The 22,328-nt window shown below is 41.5% G+C and carries 16 protein-coding genes; 5 read left to right on the top strand and 11 right to left on the bottom strand.

The features are described from left to right. Positions 1-9: 9 nt before the first annotated feature. The 6 genes from P5674_RS10745 to trxA all read right to left on the bottom strand — a co-directional run bounded on the left by P5674_RS10745 (position 10) and on the right by trxA (position 7,339). Positions 10-2,031: an ABC transporter ATP-binding protein gene (locus tag P5674_RS10745; RefSeq protein ID WP_315669986.1), complete on the bottom strand. Its 2,022-nt coding sequence runs from the start codon at positions 2,029-2,031 to the stop codon at positions 10-12. 26 nt (positions 2,032-2,057) lie between these two features. Further along, on the bottom strand, positions 2,058-3,248 hold the full coding sequence (locus P5674_RS10740) for a glycosyltransferase family 4 protein (RefSeq protein ID WP_006619763.1): 1,191 nt from the start codon (positions 3,246-3,248) through the stop codon (positions 2,058-2,060). A 60-nt stretch (positions 3,249-3,308) separates the two neighbouring features. After that, the gene (locus tag P5674_RS10735) at positions 3,309-4,643 is read right to left on the bottom strand and encodes a glycosyltransferase (RefSeq protein WP_006619762.1); all 1,335 of its coding nucleotides are present in this window, start codon (positions 4,641-4,643) and stop codon (positions 3,309-3,311) included. Positions 4,644-4,674: 31 nt separating this feature from the next. After that, positions 4,675-5,583, bottom strand: a complete 909-nt coding sequence (locus P5674_RS10730; protein WP_006619761.1) for a sulfotransferase family protein — start codon at positions 5,581-5,583, stop codon at positions 4,675-4,677. Positions 5,584-5,618: 35 nt separating this feature from the next. Next, positions 5,619-6,890 carry a glycosyltransferase gene (locus P5674_RS10725; protein ID WP_006619760.1) on the bottom strand — a complete coding sequence of 424 codons (1,272 nt, stop codon included), beginning with the start codon at positions 6,888-6,890 and terminating at the stop codon, positions 5,619-5,621. A 122-nt stretch (positions 6,891-7,012) separates the two neighbouring features. Next, positions 7,013-7,339, bottom strand: a complete 327-nt coding sequence (gene trxA, locus P5674_RS10720) for a thioredoxin (RefSeq protein ID WP_014276878.1) — start codon at positions 7,337-7,339, stop codon at positions 7,013-7,015. A 102-nt stretch (positions 7,340-7,441) separates the two neighbouring features. Here trxA and fabG point away from each other — a divergent pair, with 102 nt between their 5' ends. Next, positions 7,442-8,209, top strand: coding sequence for a 3-oxoacyl-[acyl-carrier-protein] reductase (fabG, locus tag P5674_RS10715; protein WP_035735013.1), 768 nt, complete (start codon positions 7,442-7,444; stop codon positions 8,207-8,209). 151 nt (positions 8,210-8,360) lie between these two features. Beyond that, positions 8,361-10,037 carry a chaperonin GroEL gene (gene groL / locus P5674_RS10710; RefSeq protein WP_014276880.1) on the top strand — a complete coding sequence of 559 codons (1,677 nt, stop codon included), beginning with the start codon at positions 8,361-8,363 and terminating at the stop codon, positions 10,035-10,037. Positions 10,038-10,157: 120 nt separating this feature from the next. Here the strand turns inward: groL and P5674_RS10705 are convergent, their stop codons facing one another. The 3 genes from P5674_RS10705 to P5674_RS10695 all read right to left on the bottom strand — a co-directional run bounded on the left by P5674_RS10705 (position 10,158) and on the right by P5674_RS10695 (position 15,710). After that, positions 10,158-11,267, bottom strand: a complete 1,110-nt coding sequence (locus P5674_RS10705; protein WP_006619756.1) for a hybrid sensor histidine kinase/response regulator — start codon at positions 11,265-11,267, stop codon at positions 10,158-10,160. 90 nt (positions 11,268-11,357) lie between these two features. Beyond that, a complete protein-coding gene (locus tag P5674_RS10700; protein ID WP_315669985.1) occupies positions 11,358-12,464 on the bottom strand; it encodes an ATP-binding protein in 1,107 nt (368 codons plus the stop codon). Between the two features lie 96 nt (positions 12,465-12,560). Beyond that, on the bottom strand, positions 12,561-15,710 hold the full coding sequence (locus P5674_RS10695; protein WP_315669984.1) for a PAS domain S-box protein: 3,150 nt from the start codon (positions 15,708-15,710) through the stop codon (positions 12,561-12,563). A gap of 361 nt (positions 15,711-16,071) precedes the next feature. Between P5674_RS10695 and P5674_RS10690 the strand changes: the two genes are divergently transcribed. Further along, on the top strand, positions 16,072-16,386 hold the full coding sequence (locus P5674_RS10690) for a hypothetical protein (protein WP_006619753.1): 315 nt from the start codon (positions 16,072-16,074) through the stop codon (positions 16,384-16,386). 196 nt (positions 16,387-16,582) lie between these two features. On the opposite strand, the gene P5674_RS10685 is transcribed toward P5674_RS10690, so the two are convergent. Both P5674_RS10685 and rnc read right to left on the bottom strand, forming a co-directional pair. Beyond that, positions 16,583-18,829: a tetratricopeptide repeat protein gene (locus P5674_RS10685; protein WP_006619752.1), complete on the bottom strand. Its 2,247-nt coding sequence runs from the start codon at positions 18,827-18,829 to the stop codon at positions 16,583-16,585. A gap of 56 nt (positions 18,830-18,885) precedes the next feature. Next, positions 18,886-20,073: a ribonuclease III gene (gene rnc / locus P5674_RS10680; RefSeq protein ID WP_006619751.1), complete on the bottom strand. Its 1,188-nt coding sequence runs from the start codon at positions 20,071-20,073 to the stop codon at positions 18,886-18,888. A 441-nt stretch (positions 20,074-20,514) separates the two neighbouring features. Between rnc and P5674_RS10675 the strand changes: the two genes are divergently transcribed. Beyond that, positions 20,515-21,177 (top strand): vWA domain-containing protein, encoded by a 663-nt coding sequence (locus P5674_RS10675; protein ID WP_014276881.1) that lies wholly within the window; start codon positions 20,515-20,517, stop codon positions 21,175-21,177. A gap of 32 nt (positions 21,178-21,209) precedes the next feature. After that, a complete protein-coding gene (locus P5674_RS10670; RefSeq protein ID WP_006619749.1) occupies positions 21,210-21,992 on the top strand; it encodes a PP2C family serine/threonine-protein phosphatase in 783 nt (260 codons plus the stop codon). Positions 21,993-22,328 lie beyond the last annotated feature (336 nt).

Raw genomic sequence — 22,328 nt, 5'->3', positions numbered from 1 at the left:
ATTTATTCCTTAATTTGAGGATGATTCTTGCCTTTTACTTAGCCGAAGTTTAACACTTTGTTCGATAAACTCTAAACTTTCCAGAATGTGGGTAGCCGAATGATAAGACTCATTTAAGAGTTCTTCGCGTTCTTCGGGTTCATCGATCATATCCTCTGACAGTAATTGCAAGAAACCAATCATGGGATTGAGACGAGTCCGAACATCGTAGGAACTCTTGATAATTGCTTGATCGCGTTCGGCTTCGTCGGCAAACTGCAAAGTGTAGAGGCGGGCATATTTTCCCCCTTGAGCTAGTAGTTCATCATGGCTGCCGACTTCAGCTACTTTTCCTTCATCTAAAACGGCAATTTGATCAGCTTTTTGAATAGTGGAAAGACGGTGAGCAATCACTAAAGTTGTCCGTTCTCGGCTGAGTTCTTCAATGGCTTCTTGAACCAGCCTTTCTGAGACTGTATCCAATGCACTGGTGGCTTCATCTAGGATAAGTATATCGGGATTTTGTAGCAAAGCTCTAGCAATGGCTAGTCGTTGTCTTTGACCTCCCGATAATAACACACCGCGATCGCCAATCTGGGTATCTAAGCCCTGGGGCAAATTTTCAATAAATTCATAAGCATTGGCTCGTTTAGCCGCATCAATGATTTGTTCTTCTGTGGCCTCTGGCTTGGCATAAGCTAAATTGTAGCGAACTGAGGCATTAAATAAAAATGTATCCTGGCTCACAATTCCCATAGCCTTTCGGATGCTTTTTATCTCAAAATCGCGCAAATCTTTTCCATCTATCATCACCGCACCCTGACTCGGATCATAAAACCGAGGGAGTAGGGATGCTAAGGTTGATTTTCCTGAACCAGAGCCCCCAACCAAGGCCAAGGTAGTTCCCCGTGGCAAGTGCAAATCGATATTTTTTAAGACCATATCTTTATGCCCTGGATAAGCAAAAGAGATTTGATTAAAATGAATTTCCTTCTCTAAACGCTTAAATTCTTGCTCACCATTCTTCATAAAACTTTTGTTATCCTGTCTTAAAAAGTCATGCACAATTTCTACGGATGCCGATTTATTGGCTGCTTGACTTCGGGAGCTATTTAACCCGGAAATTAGGGGAAGAGTTCTAAATAGTACAAATAAATAGGTGAGCAGAACGGTTGCCAATGATGATACTTGTTCTTGCAAAAATATCCTGCCGATCATCACTAACAAAAGAATCACTAAAATATTAACGACTTCATTGATGGGTCCAATAGCTGCTGAGTTTACCTGCTCCTCAAAATCCGCTTTTTCGCGATCGCGAATTAACTGGCTAACTTGTTCATATTCCTGTTCTTCATTACCGGTAGATTTTACCAATCTAATACCATTAAGTATTTCTAATAGTTTAATTGAATATCCTCTTGATAGTTCTGACAATTTTTTACCAAATCTTTTAGAACGATTAACTATTACCTGATTAATGGCTGTAACGAATAAAAGCAAAACTGTAGCTACCAATGTCAGTTGCCAGGAAATTGCCAACAGCATCGCCACAAATACTAAAATTGTAATCGATGTTATGAGCATCCCAATGTATGTGCTAATGGTACTTGATGCTCTACTGATTTCACCCCCTAATCTGTTGACGATATCCCCCACCTTCATTTGAGAGTAATAGTCCAAATCTACATTCAGTAATAACCGTAAGCCTGACTCTCTCATGTCAGCGGTTAAAGCACGAGTTAACGCACTGGAAGCCAAACTTTTGACATAGTTAGTTAAATTTTTTAAAATAATCGCTAGTAAAATAGCTCCTGTCATTAAGGGCAGACGGTAGATTTCTGGCACTGAGTCAAATGGAGACATGATATTTTGAATCAATGCTGGGGCATCTTTTAGGTTAGCTTGCACCCCTAATATATTGAGAATAATCGGGACAATCAAGGTCGTACTGACCCCATTAAATATGGCTCCTGAAAATCCCAGAATGACGATAACTACAATTCTGACCGGGTATTTTCTAGCAAAATTTAACAGTAATTTTTCCGATGACATAAATTATTCCCCAGAGTTGTAAAAATTTACATAACTTGATAAATCACATTAGACAGAACATTCGCCATAGCCTCAAGACTGTACAATTCTACACATCTTTTTCTAGCCTGTAATCCTCTATCATTAGCAACGTGTAAATCTTGAAATATCAGTTGGAGTGTGTCCGCAATTTGTTCAGGAGAGTTCGGTTCGACCAAATACCCAGTATCTCCTAAAATTTCGGGAATGTCACCAACCCGGCTCGCCAAGACAGGTTTAGCCATAGACATTCCATCGGTCAGCTTCAGGGGAAACTGCGCCCTAGTCGCCGGGTGATCGCGCTGGGGAACCACAATAACATGGGCGGCGGCAACGATCTCCGGCATCTTTTCGGCTGGAAAGTTTGGCAATTTGATAATCCAGCGTCCCCACGTTTCCATGAGTATATCATCATAATTATCATAGGGGCTACCCCCAACAATTACCAACTTGAAATCCGACTGGTCAATCAGATCGAGAGCCATCAATACATCTTCTACCCCTTTATAGGGTCTAGGAGCACCCGGAAACATTAGTATTTTATATTCGCTGAGGTGATAACGACTTCTACTCATCTCGGGATTATATTTGCTCGGATCGAATAAAGTCGTATCTTTGCCATTGGGCAAATATACACCACCAAAGCGATTTTGAATAAACTTAGTATTGACAGTCACGGCATCACTATAGGACACTAATTTCTCCATCAACTTTAAATAGAAACGATAGTCTGGATTCCTGAGAACCCCATCTTTCTTCAAGATATCTTTGGCTAATTGCTTCGGATTTGGGCTATACTTCCAGTCATCCCCTCCCTGCCAACTGAGTTCCCAGTCATCTATATCTAACACTAAGGGGCGACGACTCATGACTTTTTTAATTAGAGAAATACCGAAGCTGCTGCTTCTGGGTTTAACCGCATAAATGATATCTCCATCAACTTTTTCAAGAATTTTTGGGGATGCGGATATGAAATTTTGATAATTATCATCTACGGCTACGGAGAAAATAGAAACATCAAAAGCTGGAGTCACATAAATATTTTTACCTTCTACCAAAAAACCCAGAATTTCTACTTGATAATTTAGCATTTTTAAAGCTTGGGCGATCAAAAAAGACCTCACCACTCCAGCCCCCGACATTTCTGGGCTGATGATCGAAATTTTCAATTTTTTTAAATCATGGGGTTGGACTTTCATACTTTTTTTTGACTTTCATGAATTTTGAGTGAATCAATTATACAATTGGGTTCTCTAATTTTAATTCAACACTTTTTGATAAAGTACAACCATTTCTTTACTAACTTCTTTCATCGTCCGGACTGGCTTTATAGACTGACTTAATTGGTGGACTACATCTCGCCTCACAGCGAGATAGGCAATGGCTTCTTGCCAAGCTTCTACAGTGACGGGAACCAGCCAACCATCGATGCCGTGACGGACTAATTCAGCAATTCCACCTTGTTTGGAACCGATAACTGGAGTCCCCACAGCCAAAGCTTCGAGAACGACAAGAGGCCCCGTTTCCAACCACTGGGAAGGTACGGCCAAGAGATCCAATTGTGCCAAAGCCTTTGGAACCTCTTCCCTCGCAAGTTGATCGGCTATTTTAATTCGGGAGTCGGTAGATGCCAAAGCCATCACTTTTTCTCGATTCGCCAGATCTTGTTTACTTCCACCCATACCATGAATAATCAGTTCTACCGGACAATTTGGTGGCAGGCGATGTACTGCTTCTGCCAACATTTGCGCTCCTTTAGTATCCTGCCAACGTCCTAAAAAGCCGATTTTTAATTTTTTTTCTTGGCTCTGCTTTTTTTCAAAATTTCTATTAAAATTCGAGACTCCTTGGCGACACAAAACAATTTTTTCTCTGGCAAAACCGTTCGCAATTAAGCCATCATAAATCCACTGGCAAGGCGCAATAACCAGGTCTGAAAGCTCGAACATTCTGTGCAGTTTTTTTTGATGATTTATAACTTTTGGAGGTGTACCTATTGTCCTTCCTAACTGCTGCAATCGAACCGAACTCGAAGTTTTTAATTGAGTTTGAAAATTCGTGGCTAAAGACGAGGGCACTCGACTTAATCCTTGTATTGCCCAATTCGGCACTTTTGCCGGCAATCCCAAGCATTGACTACAGCGCACGTCTTGAATTTTTCCATCACAGGGATGTTGGCCATGTAGCATCATAGTACCCCTAAGACATAAGGGTTCTGGCATATGAATGGTCACTAAAGTTTTTAAACCGTTTTCCTTAGCACAATTAAGGTGGTGTACTCCACAGCCGAATCGCCAAGAGTGCTGGTGGTATATATCTGATTTATGGTCGGCTAACCACGATGAAAAATAGTTGAAACCGGTTGGAGGTTCGAGTTCGTAAAGTTGTGCCTGAGTCTGATTTGGAAATAAAGGATAACGATAAACGGAAATGTTATTATGTTGGTAGCTCTGCTCCTTTGTTCCATTTAGGGAAGCACCAACAACACTTTCTATTCCTAGGGATCGCAACTCTTGCACCAAACCATCAACATAGACCTCTGTACCACCGGAACTCTGGGGAAAATACCAACTTAGACTGTGGATGACTTTCATATTGAATCAATCAAACAGTTTATGGGTCTATTTATGGTTCTAACCATCGAGACAAGTCTTTGGAAATCAACCTTTCTAAATTCATAATATCTGACCGATAGATATCTAAGAGTTTTTTTCTGACTTGGGGCTGGAGTGGAGGCTGACCTAAATTTGTCTGTTTGAGTCCCTCCCGAATCCTTTCCCTCAAGCTGATAGGTAAAAAATTTTTAACCATAGATTTAATGATATTGGGTTCACTCAAAAAATTATGGAAGGTCTGGTTTTTAGGAACTTTTGCCTTTAGTTTTCCCACATTTATTTTCTTTGACAAGTCCGGCTTGAATGTTTTGTCTACACACAAAAAATTAAAAATAGTTAAAAGAAACTTTTCTGGATTTTTCCGGTAGTCTTCATAAATAAAAATTCCAATTTGTTCAGGAGCAAATATATCGAAATATCGTTGAAGCTGCTGGTAATAAAATCCAGCCTGTTGATAATGCCACAAATATTCCCAATTGTTGTCAATGCGCTGTGGTTCCGCTTCCAGAGCCACTTCAAAATCATGAATCGGCTCACGGTAATCCCGAATGAGATGCAAAAAACTCGAATAAGCCCTATCTACTGGGTTGCGAAGTACAGTGATGAGTTTAACGTTTGGAATGTAATGCTTGATTCTTTCCGGTACTTTCGGATGGTAAAGATACCAAGCTGATTTGTCACCAATTGCTATTTCCTCAGAAACATCTTGAAATTGAGCTTGGTAATCATCTAGGCTGGTAACAGCCCGTCGCATCAAAGAAATGTCGCCAATTCCTTGAAAGTTCAATTTCTGGTTCTCAAATGCAAAAAAGTGCATCTCTTCAGCATAACTCATGTAAATCTGTGGATGCTGCTTGAGATAATATTCTAAAGAACTGGTTCCTGACTTCGCAGCACCGATAATAAGAAAATTTGGCATTGTCATTGGAGCTGCTGTTATCCTCACTTAAATTTTTACATCTTCACTTCTGTAACTCGCCAACTCAATTTCAGGTTAACCCAGAAATTCCAAAATGTCACGATCGCGATCGCACCCAATTTAGCCATATAGGCATTTAAGCCCAACACTGAAACCAACAGGTTGAGTATGATTACATTCAATCCTAACCCCATCAGGCAAATCAAATTAAATTTTAACAATCTTTTAAGTCTTTGATGACCGCCAGACTGTTGGCGAGACAAATCCCGAAAAGTCCATTGATCATTCCAGATAAAGTTATTGATAATCGCCATTTCCGCCGATAGCACTGCACTTAGGGTCAGGGGTAAACCCCAGCCATCTAATAACAGATAAAAGATAGCCATATCAACAAATAAGCCACTAAACCCAACCACTGCAAATCTGAAAAACCGACCCACTGGCCAATTATCGATCCGCAATCTTAGCAAATGCTGTAAATACTCAAAATACTGCCTACTGGTAACTTTACTATATCCCTCCTGACGTTCTTGGAAGACATAGCCCACTTCCTGGATGTTAGCAATTCTCCCCCGACCCAAGACCTCAATCAAAATCTTGTATCCCACGGGGTTGAGGTCGATATTAGCCAGGGTATCGCGCCGCAGCATAAAATAACCACTCATAGGATCACAAACCCGACCCACCACCCCGGGTAAAATGATCAACCCCAGCATTTGTGCGCCACGAGATAAAATCCGTCGCGCCAAACTCCAATCACTAACCCCACCGCCGGAAACATGACGACTAGCCACAGCTAAATCAGCCCCGGACTGAATTTTAGACCACAATTGTAGTATAGTTTCCAATGGGTGTTGTAGGTCAGCATCAATGACAGCTAAAACCTCACCCCCCGCCACCTGCCAGCCTCTAATTACGGCCGTTGACAGACCCCTTTCTCCTCGGCGACGCATAACCCGCAACTGGGGATAATAACTGGCTATGTTGGCGGCGACTTCCCAAGTGCGATCGGGGCTATCATCATCAATTACAATCAACTCATACTGTCGAGGAATTAGTTGATCTAATAACCCGGTGAGGCGATCAATCAAGATGGGTATGTTTTGGCTTTCCCGAAAAGTAGGAATAGCTACGGACAGCAGAATTGACGGACGATCTAAATCCGTTGGTGGTGGAACTTCTCCAGAAATCGTTAACGGACCTTCGGGAACAGGTAAAAGACCATAAATCTCCGGGGTGCAAGTATTAATAGCTTTACTATTGTGTGGTTTCATGTCACCACAACCGGAACCAGAAAAGGGATACATCCAGGACTACCACACCAAATCTAAGCCTAATCACCATAAGGGATTTATTGAGGAATTTCAAGTATGATGGCCGATCGCCTATGAAAGGAACATCCCCACAAGCGATCGCTACTCCGGGTAGTTCACAGCAACCCATAAAGCCATTTAATCAGTTCTGGTGCGCGTTTAACCCCCTCAAAACGGTCTACGGGTTGACCATTTTTAAAAAATATCAAAGTTGGGAGAGCTTCTATTTGATAATCCGAGGCAATTTGCGGATATTTATCGGTGTCAATTTTGACGATTTTGATTTGTTCTTTCATCTCTTGGTTAACTTCCTGCAAAATCGGAGCCATCATTTGACAAGGACCGCACCAAGTCGCGTAAAAGTCCACCAAAACCGGGACTTCGGAACCATCAAGAAGTTCCTGAAAATTATGAAACTGCTTTTTAACTGCCATAATCCCCATGAATTAGCTATTGCTCAAGTTCCCATTATATATCCCGATACCTCAAACCCCATTACCCTTATCATAGTTAAGTTGGAAGTTAACCAGAAAGGACAAATGCCGATGGAAATGTTACCAGAATCAATGCAGCAGTTAAAACAGCAGGTGGCCTTAGTAACTGGTGCATCTAGGGGTATTGGTTCAGCGATCGCATTAGAACTGGCCCAACAAGGGGCTAAAGTAGTTGTCAACTATGCCAGTTCTAGCACAGCGGCCGAGAAAGTAGTAGCCGAAATTACGGAAGCCGGAGGAGAGGCGATCGCCATAAAAGCCGACGTATCCCAAGCCGAGGAAGTAGATCAGCTAATCAAAGATATTGTAGACCAGTGTGGTGGCATCAATATCCTAGTTAACAATGCTGGTATCACCCGCGACACCCTATTGTTGAGGATGAAACCCTCCGACTGGGAAGCCGTAATCAACCTTAACCTAACCGGAGTGTTTCTATGCTGTCGCGCCGTAGCTAAAATCATGCTGAAAGCGCGATCGGGTCGGATCATCAATATTGCTTCCGTAGCCGGTCAAATGGGGAACCCCGGTCAAGCCAACTACAGCGCCGCCAAAGCCGGAGTCATAGGTTTAACCAAAACCCTAGCCAAAGAATTTGCGAGTCGGGGAGTATTAGTTAATGCCGTCTCCCCGGGGTTTATAGCCACAGACATGACCAAAGACTTAAAGAATAGCGAAGAGATCCTGAAATTTATTCCTCTCGGTCGTTACGGTGAACCCAAAGAAGTCGCCGGGTTAGTCAGATTTTTGGCTGCTGACCCCGCCGCCGCCTATATCACTGGTCAGGTTATCAATGTTGATGGTGGCATGGTCATGGCTTAGACCTTGAGACCCAATAACTATTTTTAGCTTAACCGCACAAGAATAATCACTTGGGACCATCCACACCCCAATTTGGTACGGTTTCCACTAATTAGCACTCGTACACCATGAGTGCTAAATTGACTATTTGGAGAGCTAAATTAGGTGTAATATGGCAAAAATCGTAGCCTTTGACGAAGAATCACGGCGAGCGATCGAGCGGGGAGTCAACGCCCTAGTAGACGCAGTTCGTGTTACCCTCGGTCCAAGAGGTCGCAATGTACTGATAGAGAAAAAATTTGGCGTACCGGATATTATCAGTGATGGAATTACCGTAGCTAAAGCGATCGAATTAGGAGACCCCCTAGAAAATACAGGGGCGCGGTTAATTCAAGAAGTAGCAGCTAAAACCAATGATGTGGCTGGAGATGGTACTACCACCGCAGCAGTTTTGGCTCAAGCCATGATACAAGAAGGCTTGAAGAATGTGGCGGCCGGTGCCAACCCAGTAGCTTTGCGGCGGGGAATTGATAAAACCATTCAGTATCTGGTTAAAGAAATTGAATCCTTAGCCAAACCCGTTGAAGGAAGTGCGATCGAACAGGTAGCCACAGTTTCCGCCGGGAATGATAAGGAAGTGGGAGAGATGATCGCCCTAGCCATGGACAAAGTGACCAAAGACGGAGTAATAACCGTTGAGGAGTCCAAGTCCCTAACCACTGAATTAGAAGTTGTGGAAGGGATGCAAATCGATCGCGGTTATATTTCCCCCTACTTCATCACCGATAACGAACGGATGATAGTAGAGTTAGATAATACTCGTGTGCTGATCACCGATAAAAAAATCAGTGCCATTCAGGATATTGTCTCCGTCCTGGAAAAAGTCGCCCGTTCTGGTCAACCCCTGCTAATTATAGCCGAAGACATCGACGGGGAAGCCCTAGCCACCCTAGTTGTCAACAAAGCCCGGGGTGTGTTGAACGTAGCCGGTATTAAAGCCCCTGGCTTCGGTGAACGTCGGAAAGCCATGCTCCAAGATATTGCCATTCTAACCGGAGGTCAGTTGATTTCCGAAGAAATCGGCTTAAACTTGGAAACAGCGACCATAGAGATGCTGGGAACAGCCACTAAAGTCACAATCAACAAAGACTCCACCACCATTGTTTCTGGTTCCGGTCATAAAGGTGAGATCCAACAGCGGGTCGAACAATTGCGTAAACAACTCGCAGAAACTGATTCCGAATATGATAAGGAGAAACTGCAAGAACGCATTGCTAAGTTAGCTGGCGGTGTGGCCGTGATTAAAGTTGGTGCCGCTACGGAAACTGAACTAAAATCCCGTAAACTCCGTATTGAAGATGCTCTGAATGCCACTAAAGCTGCTGTGGAAGAGGGAATTGTTCCCGGTGGTGGTACAACCTTAATCCACTTGGTCAAAAAGGTAGAGCAACTGGCTTCGACTTTCACCATAGAAGAGGAAAAGCTGGGAGCTAAAATTGTGGCACGAGCTTTAGAAGCGCCTCTGCGTCAAATTGCTAATAATGCCGGGGTTGAGGGTTCTGTAATTGTTGAACAAGTCCGTAACAGTGACTCTAATATTGGCTACAATGCTTTAACAGGTAAGTTTGAAGACCTGATTGTGGCAGGCATTTTAGACCCCGCTAAGGTGGTTCGCTCTTCCCTTCAAAATGCTGGCTCAATTGCGGGAATGGTGATTACCACTGAGGTTCTCGTGGTTGAGAAGCCTGAGCCTAAACCAGCAATGCCAGATATGGACGGCATGGGTGGTATGGGTGGTATGGGTGGTATGGGTGGTATGGGTGGCATGGGTGGCATGGGAATGATGTAATTCCTGCCCATCAACCTATATCCTCAGTTCATCGAATAGGGAGTCTTGCTGCTATTGAAGGACTCCCTGTCCTCATGCTTGCTGATACCATGTTTTGTGCGTTTTGTCAAGCTATTAAGTTCAGCTTGGGAGTACATCCAAGCCTAGGGGTAACTCTAGGGAAATGGTGGTTTGTTGGTTAGGTTCGCTTTCAAGTCTCCACTGGCCGCCATGTAGTTCTACAATACATTTAATGATACTCAGTCCTAGTCCTGAGCCTTGCTGTTCGTACAGTTTTCGCTCAAATTGTATATGAGCGCCGATTTTGCTGACTTGTTCTGGGGTCATCCCTCGACCGCGATCGCTTATTTTGAGTAATAAAAATTCCTCACCTACTTGACTAATTACTTGAATTGGTGTACCGGGTTCCGAAAATTTACAGGCATTATCAATCAATTCTACTACCAATTTTTCAAGCTGGTTAGCTGCCATCTGTACTGTGGCATTTTCTAGGTCAAATTCTAGGTCGGTCTCCCTTTGGTGTTCTTGGGCTTGTTGGGTGGCGGCTTTGATAATAACTGATTGGCTGTCTTTGACCTGAATGGATCGGAGCGATCGCACTTTTTCTACATTTAAACCGATAATTTCTAAATCTGCATATAGCAAAAAATTGATGATTAAACGATAGAGGCGGCGACCGGAAATCCTAATATCTTGCAAAATTTCCTTGATTTCATCCGGTTCAAATAAGTCTAAATTTGAGAGTAGTAACTCCGTATTACTGATGATGCCATTTAGGGGGGTTCGTAATTCATGAGGGAGGGAATGGGTGATATTTTCCCGTAATTCCCGCATCTGTATTTCCGACTGCTGTTTAATTAAAGACTGTTTTTCTAATCTGATGGCGATCGCTGTTAACAATTCTTCCATAGAACAGGGTTTAGTTAGGTAATCATCCGCTCCTAAATTCATCCCCTCCCGTAAATCATCGCGATCGGCTTTAGCCGTTAAAAATATAAACGGAATTGTCGCCGTTTCCATATGGGATCTTAACTCCTTTAATACTCCATAACCATCTAACTCAGGCATCATCACATCACAGAGAATTAAATCCGGTAAATGTTTATGAGCCTGTTGTACACCCAACTTGCCATTCTCAGCCGAGATCACATCAAAATCTTCTATCTCCAGTAATTCTACCAAATTCTCCCGAATTGTCTCTTCATCCTCAATTACTAAAACTTTAGCCATATTAATTCTGCTTTCGTTTATTCTAATTTTGTACCTATACCTAGATCGGTTAAATCAGTTAATAGGTTCAATTATGCCATATTTAGATATTTAGGAAACCTCTGTGATTGGCAAAATCACTGTAAATGTGGTTCCCTGTCCTAATTCACTGTCAACAGTAATCTCTCCTCCATGCAAATCTACAGCTTGCTTAACAATAGATAATCCTAATCCTGTACCTTTGATGTTTCCGACATTAGAACCACGTTCAAAGGCTTGGAATAGCTTTTGTATATACTCTGGTGGGAAACCTATACCCGCATCCTTAATCCGAAAAATTATCTGATTTTCTTGGCGAATAACATCAAAATTAATCACCCCACCATCGGGAGAATATTTGATAGCATTGGATAATAAATTAGCTAGAATATGACCCAGCAATTTGTCATCTAACATGATCGGATCATCTAAATCTCCCGAGGTTCTTAATTCGAGTTTGTGTTGGTCATTCACTTGCACCATTAACTGGTCTATTAAGAGTTGGATAAACTTGACCACATTAACTAACTTAGGAGCAAAAGTCAATTTTCCCGAACTAGACTTACTTAATGTTAAGACATCTTCTAGTAATTGATTCATACTATTAATTGATGACTGGATTCGCTGAAAATGTTTAAGTTTTTTCTGCTCATCTAGTTTCGAGTCATATTTAGCTAACAAATCCGTAGACATTTGAATAGAAGTCAGAGGATTTTTTAAATCATGGGATGCTATTGATAAAAGTCGTGTTTTTTCTGCTTCTAAATCTTGCAATAAATTCAGAGATTGCTTGACTTGCATTTCCTGCTTATATCTCTGTAATGCCATGCGGATAGCTGCATGAACTTCTCGCTCCTTAAAAGGCTTTAAAAGATAACCATAAGAGCCAGTAGATTCGGCTCTTTCTAGGGTGCTATCATCAGCATAAGCCGTCAGGTAAATTACCGGAGTTCCATATTTTTCCTGGATTTTAGCGGCGGTTTCAATCCCATCCATATCCCCTTTAATAACAATATCCATTAACACCAAATCCGGGTTGCTTTCCGCTACTTTTTCAATCGCAGCTATTCCAGAAGAAACAATACCCACCACAGTATATCCTAATAACTTGAGTTTTCTAGCTAATCCTTTAGCAATCAATAACTCATCTTCTACAATCAGAATTTGGACAGGATTCATGATATCGCACCTGGTTTGGGGGGACAGTCAACGGTATCATAAATTATACAAGATTGATCACCATTATTTATGTTCCCATATAACAATTTAATCATTTTAGTATCTTTGTCTATAGGACAATTCCGAGAAAGTCAGTTTAAATGCTGTTCCCTGGGTTACCTCCAATAGTTCTAAGTTACCCTCTATCTGCTCAGTCAGAGTCCAGATCAACTCCATCCCTAAGGATTCCACATTGCGAATATCTAGTCCTTCTGGAATCCCCACCCCATTATCTCTGATAATCAGAGTAATAATACCCAGATTATCTTGATGAAGTTCTAACCCAAGTTTACCGGGACGTTCATCTACAAAGGCGTGTTTAAAAGCATTAGATATCAGTTCATTGACAATTAAACTACAAGGGTTAGCTGTTTCTAGGTTAAGTTCAACGGATTCTATATCTAATTCTAACTCAACTGTGTGAGCTTCTGTACCGTAGGAGTCAAATAGTTGCTCAACTAAATCATTGAGGTAGTCCCCAAAATTAATCCGATCCAGACCAGTTGACTTATAGAGTTTTTCGTGAATCAGAGCCATAGATTGAATGCGTTGCTGGCTATCTGACAAAAGTTTGATTACTTCCGGGTTGTCAGTGTAATCAGATTGAAATTCTAATAAATTGGAAACTACTAGCAAATTATTTTTAACTCGGTGGTGAATTTCTTTCAGCAAAATTTCTTTTTCTTTAAGGGAGTTCATTAATTTATCTTCGGCGTGTTTCCGTTCGATCGCCGTTGCTAAAACATTAGCTACACTTTGCAGAAAGTGTACATCCTCCTGCACAAATTCTCTGGTTTCCGTAGTATAAACTCCCAAAATACCATAATAAGAATTTTGGCTTTCAATGGGAATACTCATACCATTAATATGGGGAAAGTTATAAATATTCGAGGATAGTTCTGGTCTGAGCTTCCGGTGGTGGCTAGGAGAGGGTGTAGTTGATGATTCAGGTAAAATAAATGAGTAAACCTGGTGATATTTGTCAGTTGTTAAGCGATGATTATGGGTGTGTTGATGGTTAGCGATCGCCACAGTCAGGCGATCGGGTTGAGACACCCGTATTTCTAATAACTTACAATAATCCACCTGTAAACATCGACCCACCATCCCGACAATATCCTGAATTAATATTTCCGAGTCAATACCCAAGAGAGCTTTTTGTCCAACTTCAGCTACCATAGCCTGCTGATAAGCCTTAGTCGCAATTTCCGCCTCAATTTTTTGTCGCTCCGCAATTTCAACTCGCAACTTTTCGTTAGTTTCTTGTAGTTGAGATGTTCGCTGTTCCACCAGCATTTCTAAGTCTTGGTTCAATTCTTGCAGAGATTTTTCAGCGGATTTTAGTTCACTAATATCAGTGAGAGTTCCCACAAAACCAACTATTTCATCATCATCATTTAGCTCAGGAACAGCTTGGGAAAAAACCCAAACCACCTGGCCTTCACCATGACAAAAACGATATTCTAACTGAAACATTTGATGATTATTAACGCATTTATTCCATTCATTAATTACCCGCTCTCGGTCATCAGGATGAAGCCTTTTAGTCCAACCATGCCCAAACATTTCCATGACTGAACAGCCAACCAAATCACATCCACGCTCATTGATATAGACAAATTTACCTTCAGCATCAGTCCGAAATATCCCCACCGGAGAAATATCTGTAAGAGTCGCATAGCGAGCCTCACTTTCCCGCAAAGCCTCCTCAACCTGACAACGTTCAATTTCTAATAACTCCCGTTCAGTCACATCTTGAACTAATGACAAAATCGATATAACCTGATGGGACTCATCCCGTAATACTAAGTTATACCATTCACAGTAGATTACTCTCCCGTCTTTGGTATAGTTACGATTCTTACAAATATTTTTATTGGTTTTGTCTCCGAGTAAATCACCGATAACTGTTTCTACTAATTGTAGGTCTTCTTCAAAAACAATTGGCCATTCTCCCCAATAAATACCTATGATTTCTTCAGCCTTCCACCCAAAGATTTTTTCCGCTTGCTTTCCCCAATATTGTACCTTAAATTCTGGGTCCCATTCAATCACAGCTAGAGGAGAATTTTCCACGTGCGATCGCAGTTTTTTATGGGCTTTCAATAACTCCTTTTCTGACTCTTTTTGTTGTTGCAAGTACCTCGTGAGCATTTCATTAGTTGTTTGCAGTTCAAGGGTACGTTCTTGTACCCGTTGTTCCAATTCCGCCGTCAGACTTTTTAAAGCTGATTCAGCTCGCTTATTTTCAGTAATATCACGAGCAACCCAAGCTACAGATTCCGAGGAAATGGGGGAGATATTTGCCGAAAACCACAAGCAATCACCTTCCACATTCAGATGATATTCAAAATTGATAATTCTCCCCGTTTGCAAACATTGATTAACTTTTTCTCTAAAAATATTGTCCGGGTAATCAGGAGAAAATAGCTGCCGAGTTTGGTTAATTATTGGAGATGTATTACCCTCGTATTTTGTACCTAGGTATTCATGATTATTTTGCCGGGACTTGCGGGGAGTCTGAATCGAATTGGTGCGAGTATTAATAATCAGGATAATATCAGTCAAAGCATCAAAAAATGTCAGAAAATTCGGTTCACCAGTTCGCAATTTTTGTTCAATCATGCGGATGATACCCCGTTGACTGATTTCCCCCTGTAGTTGGGCATTGGTATTTTGTAATTTAGCCTTAAATTGTGCCAGTTGCTGTTGCAGCTTAGTGGGGCTAATTCTACTGAGAATATCATGGTTAGTATGGGAATCAAAAAGTTTTTCTATCACCCGATACTCAGGAATTATTCCAGTTAAATAATCTTTCTCATCTAGAACTGGGATATAGTGAATTTTATGGGTTTTTAATTTTTGAATAATTGCATAAATGTCCAGCTCATCTGCTTCTCGCAGAACTACCGGGGGTTGTCTCATCACCTCAGACACAACCAAGTCCCCCGGATTTTCCCCCGCACCAATTAGCTGCACCACGTCCCTTTCCGTCCACATACCCACCAATTTCCCATCTTCCACCACCAGTACACAACTGTTAGGGGGGAAGTTTTCTGTTCCCCACTGGTCTGAGGGCTCCTGACTCATTAAAGCCATGACCTCCATGAGGGAGGTATTAGGAACAACCGCTAGGGGGTCTCTATGGATGATGTCGTTTAAAGTTGGACTGGACATAAGCCAAGGGTTAATCGTGGGTGTAGACATTGATTCCCCTACTCTCCTTGATCAGATATTAGGATTAATAACATAACAACTTATCACAGTTTCAGCGGTTCCGATCAAGTCAAAGCCATTGACAATCAACAGTTGAACCTGTTAGTTAAGTTATATAGAGTATCTTGTGACTGATTTTTATGATTAATTAACCATTGGTATAATTGATAGCTTAATCAAATTTATGATAGTAGAATCAACAACCTTTCATCGAAGGGGGATGAGCAATTTTTCTGATTTTGATAGATTTTGAGCCTCCCTTAATTTGTTGGTAAATCTTGATTTTTCCTAGAGACTTTTTAGCAAAGTTAAGTTATGCTCAAACTACAAACAAACTTGAGCAATAGGTTTCATGAAAACCAAATCTTGGTCTTTAATGGCAGGTATAGCTTTGACCGCATTTTCTTGGGGAATTGTCCCAGCTTGGGCGGAAAATTGGATTTTTATGGGTGAGGCTGCCACCGGGGAAGATGTATATGTAGATGCTGATAGTATTTCACGGAACCGGGAAGGGCTGAGATTTATTTATAGCATTGGTGAAGAAACCATCTATGCAATAGCTTACTGTGACTCACGCACCTGGTATGTCAGCGGTTACGATGAAGTATATTCCCCAAGCAGTCACGCCACATCTAATATGATTGATTATGTCTGTTCCCAGGAATAACCAGTCTCAGTAATCTTTTAACCACAATTTAACTATCCATGGGGAGTCAATAAACCGGAGATTTATTACTGCGGGTATAGTACCAAAGTAGAACCCTTGGAAATCCTCAAATATGGATGAGATAAAGGCGATCGATTGAGGAACTGGTGAAAGGGGCGGGATATCCGTTGCTGTATATGCCGCCCTATTTTTAAGATTAAGCCAAACCAGCGGCTTGAATTGTCTGCATAAGCCTGTCGATATTGATGACAATATTAATATTTTTGCCGATAAGTTTGGCTTCATTTTCCGGCAAATTATCTCCTAATATCGGATAATATTCGAGTTCACAAATACCACTCAATAATCGATAAATTGACGGACAATAATCTGGGGATAAGATTTCAATAACTGTGGTATCAGTTTGACAGAAAGCTAAATTAGTGAGTCCCGCACCGTGGGGGCTAATAATCACTTCGGAAGTAGCGAAAAGTTCCGCTTGTTGTTCAAGAGTCATTGATTCTAATTGTACTGGTTTAATATTAAACTGTGTTAGGCATTCTATCACCTGGGAATTATTCAAGACCTGGCGAGATGGTGCTAGGGTGCGATCTATATAAATTCGCTGTTTAGTATCCCCCAAACTCGGACAAAAAGTTTGTTTGAGAAAATCACAATTCCACTGGCTAATTTGTAAGCCTCGGTGGGATGAAAGGTTAGGAGTTGGGATAATTATTTGCGTGGCTTTCAGATGATTGATATCTTTATTACTGATGATTTTTTTGGGTGGAATTTTTAGGGTCTCTAAAGCCTGTTTCTGGTAAGGTGTCTCCCAAGCATTTACCACAAATTTATCAATTGAGTTCAGGTCAATTCCCGCAGCTTCTAATAAATGAAAACGTGCCATAATATCTAACATCCAGTGAAAATATCCCCCCCCAAAACGCACCGACAAAAACGCAACCACCCCATCAATTTCCTCCGGTGGCGGTAGGTGTTCCGATACCGCCACAAACTCCGCCCCACCACTAGCTAAATCAGTCACTAATTTGCCATCATCTGTGAACACTGCACTGGTCGCCATATCTCCCCACACACGCCCATTTTCTACAATAGCCACGCCGAAATCTCCCGTTGATATCTGACAGGTTGTCAATGTTTCGGGAAGGTTAGGAATTAAAATATTGGCTGGTTTAATCTCAAGGGTCTGGGCTGGGTATATCAGGATGTATTTAATACTGAGATGAGTCTGGCTATCCGTCGTTTTTTCTGATAAATTAGGCAATATTTCCTGGATAAATTTTGATGATAATTTCTTAAAAATCAACGCATTATTAGCATCCTCAATTAAACCCCTATTTTTGAGTATTTTGCTCAAATGATGATAGGCTTTTATAAAGTCTGGTTTGCGCTTCAATGCCTCTATACATAGGTCTTGTACTTCCTGCCAACGTTCCTTTTCCGTTAACAGTTGTGCTAGAATATCATAAAGCCATATTAACTCTGGTTTCAGGGCGATCGCTTTTTCATAAGACACGATCGCCTCATCAATATTACCTACTAATTTCAGCGCGTGACCTAGTTTTTGATATAACCATGAAAGCTGAGGATTGAGTCTAATCGCTTCCCGATAATTAGCGATCGCCTCTTCAATTTCTCCCGTCGCTAGTAAACTATCTCCTAAATTCATATACAGCCAATCTACATCAGGTTTTAAAGCGATCGCCTGACGACAAACCGGAATTAATTCCGACCATTTTTCCTGAGTTTTCAAAACTTGCGCCAGTCCATAATAATAGTAAAACTGGTTAGGGTTAATTTCGATAGCCCTTTCATAGCATTTAACCGCCTCTTCCCACCTTTCCTGCTGTCCGAAAATTTGCCCTAAATTATGATACAATACATCTGATTGCGCCGGATAGTTTAAAATTCCTTTTTCATAAATAGCGATCGCCTCTTCTAATTGCTGCTGCTGTTGTAACTCATTCCCCAAATTGAGATAATCCTTAAACCTCACCCCGTCCGCACTTACCAAAATAGCCTTACACCAATATTCTGTCGCCCTTTCTGGCTCACCACATTGCCTAAAAACCTTAGCCAAATTCCGATAAACTCCCCCCATATCAGGGCGAATCTCAATAGCCCTTTCATAGGCATTTATCGCCTCATTCCAGCGTTGATTTTTGGCGTACAGACTCCCCAAATTAGCATGAACCTCCGCAAAATTAGGCGCAATTTTCAAAGCACTATGATAACAACACTCCGCCCCCACATAATCCCCTTGTAACTGTCTGATAGTTCCCAAAGTTTGATAAGACAACGCAAAATTAGAGTCAATTTTTAACGCTTCTTCACAACAATTAATCGCTTCTGCCCAATTCCTTGCATTTAAATACAAAACCGCTTGCTCATGGAGTCGGATAACTTCCGGTTGCACATTTTCATCATTCGCAGAAATTGACATTTTCCAGTAACTCCAAGTTAATCACAATTTCAGGTTATCTAGTCAACATTTACCCATCATAAACCCAGTTTATAGATTTGATCCAGAGCCTTTTCCGCCGCCTTTTTACTAGCCTCTTTCTTGCTCAAACCCTTACCCTGTCCATAAACCTTACCCTCAACCATAACCTGTACAGTGAACTGTTTTTGATGGTCTGCTCCTTCCTCCTTAATCGTCTCATATTCTGGTGTAATTGGACCTATATTTTTTTGCACCCATTCCTGTAATCTATTTTTCGAGTCCGCCGCCACTTTCCCCGAATTACCTTGAGAAAGCGAAGTGATTTCAGCTATCACCGAATCAAACAAAGGTTGTAGAAATTCCTGTACTTTCTTCATCCCAGAATCCAAAAAACAAGCCCCAATCATCGCCTCAAACGTATTGCTTAATAAGGAAGGATTCAGCGCCACCCCTTTCCCTAATCTGATATATTGTTGTAGGGCTAATTTTTCCGCAAACTTAGCCAACTGCTTATTTTCCACCAAAGCCGATCGCAACTTAGTTAAATCCCCTTCATTACCCACACTTTTATACTTATGATAAAGATACTCCCCCGATATAAAATTTAACACCGAATCCCCCAAAAACTCCAACAATTCATTATCCCGCTTAACTTCCTTCGGGTGTTCATATAGATAGGAACTGTGAGTTAAGGCGTGATTGAGTAAATCCACATTTTGAAAAGGTATTTTTTTCAGCAATTTCGATAATTCTCGCCGCAGTTTTTTTTCTCGGTCAGGATCCATATTTTGGTCTTCGATAATTTTACTTAACATAATCTCCTGATGTTGTTTTAATTGATTAATTATGGATTTTTCACCCTGAAAAGCCATCAACAGCAGCACCATGTTATCTATAGCACGTTCTGTATCTCGGTCAGAAAATTCATTCCCATGAGCCCAGTTATTCCTAAGTTGGATTAACTCAAATATTATCCCCTTATGTTGATTATCAACATTTTCATTGTTTTTAAAAATACTATCCCATTTATTCGATATAACTTGCAGTAATGCTCCGATATCTTGAGATAGCCTCTCCTCCAATTCTCGCTTTTTCATGTTTTTGTATTTGGTGATATATTTTTGAGCTTCCTCCTGCCATTGGTCTGAATATTTGTTTTTCATTTCCTGTTTAAACGGAGGATATAAGCCCTCAGCTAATAACTCTAAAGCGTCCCCAATTCTTTCTTTATTGCTAATCATCATTTGCTATCTAATAATTAATTAGCGACTATTATAGCTAATCTTCCTAAACAGACTATTGATATAGCTGGCTATTCATAATTTCTGATAATCTACAATCCCCAAGGTATTGGATTTTCAAAAGACTGTTAAGAATTATTACAGATTTATGGAAAATTGCTCGCAAAAAGTTGACGAGATTCTGGGGGTTATGATAACATCAAATAAATCGCATCCAATGGCTTACTCTGTCTTTTTGCAAAAATATAGCCTACAACCCCGATTATATCGCGATTAACATTATTCTCTCACGAAAATATTAAACTGGCGATGCACGAGTTTTCTGGCCACAAGCGATCGCCTTTTTTATGCCTATTGACAAAAACGCCACTTTGTGCATTGTTCATTGTTGATGATTCACTGGTATTCTGGGTGATGTGGATGGTCAGAGTCAAAAATCAAAATATGAGACTTGAGGAAGCGGTTGAATTTGCCGAAAACCCGGAGCCCCGGTGTCCCTGTGTGTTATTGCTAGACACATCAGCATCTATGCAGGGAGAACCCCTAGATGGTCTCAATGTTGGATTAATGACTTTTAGGGAAAACCTCATCAAAGACGAACTCGCCAAAAAACGGGTTGAGATTGCCGTCATCACCTTTGATAACCAGGTAAAAATCATCCAGGATTTTGTCACAGCCGATCGCTTTGAGCCCCCCATGCTAACCGCCCAGGGTCAAACCTATATGGGAACAGCCATAGGCGAAGCCTTAGACATGATTGCCAGTCGCAAAGCCGAGTATCGCAATAATGGCATTACCTACTATCGTCCTTGGGTGTTCATGATTACCGACGGCGAACCCCAGGGAGAAAGCGATCGCATCACAGAACAAGCCATTAAACGCATTCGAGACGAGGAAGCCAACAAACAGGTCGCATTCTTTGCAGTAGGCGTAGAAGGTGCCAATATGGAGCGCTTAGGAGAGATTGCCGAACGAACCCCCCTGAAACTGAAAGGGTTAGATTTTCGGGAAATGTTCATTTGGCTATCGGCCAGTATGCAAACAGTTTCTCACTCCAAAGTCGATGAACAGGTAGCCCTACCACCGCCAGGATGGGGAACTGTCTAGCCAAAAACTGATGCGATCGCAGACCTTTTACCATGAACCCAAATTCTGCCTACTGGCAAATTATCTCAGCCTCCGTGGCTGGAAGCAGTCACGAAAAGCAAGCCCTTCCCTGTCAAGACGCTCATATTTATCGGGAGATTGACCCCCATCAATTCATTGTAGCCGTAGCCGATGGTGCCGGTTCAGCTTCCCTTGCTGATGTCGGAGCGCAACTAGCAGTTAAAACCGCCACCCAATTAATCGAAGAGTATCTATCCTCCGTTGAGGATACCGCCACCGTGGACTGGAATACTCAATTGTTAGCCGTCGTTAACCAAACCAAACAGGCGATCGAAGCCGAAGCCGACCACAGGGATATATTGGCGCGGGAACTAGCAACCACATTGATTTTAGGGGTAATTACCGATTCTACCATTGCTATAGTTCAGATAGGCGATGGCGCGGTCGTAGTTGAAGATCAACAGGGAACTTTAATGGCTTTAACTATTCCCGCCAGTGGCGAATATTTAAACGAAACTACCTTTCTGGTTTCCCCCAATGCTTTAGAATCTGCTCAAATTCATGTATGGTCTGGAATGCCTAAGTATCTGGCTATATTTTCCGATGGTTTACAAATGTTAGGATTAAAAATGCCGGAAGGTAAACCACACCCTCCATTTTTTTCGCCCTTATTTAGATTTGTGGAAACTATCGGCGATCGCACAGAAGCCGAACAACAGTTAATTTCATTTTTGCGATCGCCTAGGGTCAATCAGCGCACCGATGATGATTTAACCCTCATTTTAGCTGCCAAAATGCCATCCTCAGCCACATAAATACTACTATACACTTGTAAAGTAGTAACTATCTATCGGAACCCCAACAGCTATAATATACCCAATAGTGCGAGACGTTCAGGCATGAAATAGGGTTGCAATACCCGAAATAACCGCCTGGTGGGGACTTCAACCCCTTGGTTGAATATAAGGAGCGCACTCCTGACCATCCTCATAACTGTTTATATGTCCCAACGATTAGTATCCTACGATACAAATCAAGGCAGGGAACCCAAGGTCAAAACGAACTAACCCATACAAATTCCTTATAGGAAGCCCAAAAATGGATAAGTAAAAGTTAGGAAATCAGGGTAACGGCGATAGCCACCCCCAGTT

The organism is Limnospira sp. PMC 289.06 (genome assembly GCF_032350395.1).
Taxonomy (GTDB): domain Bacteria; phylum Cyanobacteriota; class Cyanobacteriia; order Cyanobacteriales; family Microcoleaceae; genus Limnospira; species Limnospira platensis.
The sequence above is the reverse complement of the archived record's forward strand: the minus strand, read 5'-3'. Positions and strand labels throughout refer to the sequence as shown.

Bases quoted from the DNA above. Each gene is read 5' to 3' on its own strand.
- groL (WP_014276880.1), top strand. From the start codon at position 8,361: ATGGCAAAAATCGTAGCCTTTGACGAAGAATCACGGCGAGCGATCGAG.
- P5674_RS10745 (WP_315669986.1), bottom strand. From the start codon at position 2,031: ATGTCATCGGAAAAATTACTGTTAAATTTTGCTAGAAAATACCCGGTC.
- P5674_RS10730 (WP_006619761.1), bottom strand. From the start codon at position 5,583: ATGCCAAATTTTCTTATTATCGGTGCTGCGAAGTCAGGAACCAGTTCT.
- P5674_RS10675 (WP_014276881.1), top strand. From the start codon at position 20,515: ATGAGACTTGAGGAAGCGGTTGAATTTGCCGAAAACCCGGAGCCCCGG.
- P5674_RS10695 (WP_315669984.1), bottom strand. From the start codon at position 15,710: ATGTCTACACCCACGATTAACCCTTGGCTTATGTCCAGTCCAACTTTA.
- P5674_RS10670 (WP_006619749.1), top strand. From the start codon at position 21,210: ATGAACCCAAATTCTGCCTACTGGCAAATTATCTCAGCCTCCGTGGCT.
- P5674_RS10735 (WP_006619762.1), bottom strand. From the start codon at position 4,643: ATGAAAGTCATCCACAGTCTAAGTTGGTATTTTCCCCAGAGTTCCGGT.
- rnc (WP_006619751.1), bottom strand. From the start codon at position 20,073: ATGATGATTAGCAATAAAGAAAGAATTGGGGACGCTTTAGAGTTATTA.
- trxA (WP_014276878.1), bottom strand. From the start codon at position 7,339: ATGGGGATTATGGCAGTTAAAAAGCAGTTTCATAATTTTCAGGAACTT.
- P5674_RS10685 (WP_006619752.1), bottom strand. From the start codon at position 18,829: ATGTCAATTTCTGCGAATGATGAAAATGTGCAACCGGAAGTTATCCGA.
- P5674_RS10700 (WP_315669985.1), bottom strand. From the start codon at position 12,464: ATGAATCCTGTCCAAATTCTGATTGTAGAAGATGAGTTATTGATTGCT.
- fabG (WP_035735013.1), top strand. From the start codon at position 7,442: ATGGAAATGTTACCAGAATCAATGCAGCAGTTAAAACAGCAGGTGGCC.
- P5674_RS10690 (WP_006619753.1), top strand. From the start codon at position 16,072: ATGAAAACCAAATCTTGGTCTTTAATGGCAGGTATAGCTTTGACCGCA.
- P5674_RS10705 (WP_006619756.1), bottom strand. From the start codon at position 11,267: ATGGCTAAAGTTTTAGTAATTGAGGATGAAGAGACAATTCGGGAGAAT.
- P5674_RS10725 (WP_006619760.1), bottom strand. From the start codon at position 6,890: ATGTATCCCTTTTCTGGTTCCGGTTGTGGTGACATGAAACCACACAAT.
- P5674_RS10740 (WP_006619763.1), bottom strand. From the start codon at position 3,248: ATGAAAGTCCAACCCCATGATTTAAAAAAATTGAAAATTTCGATCATC.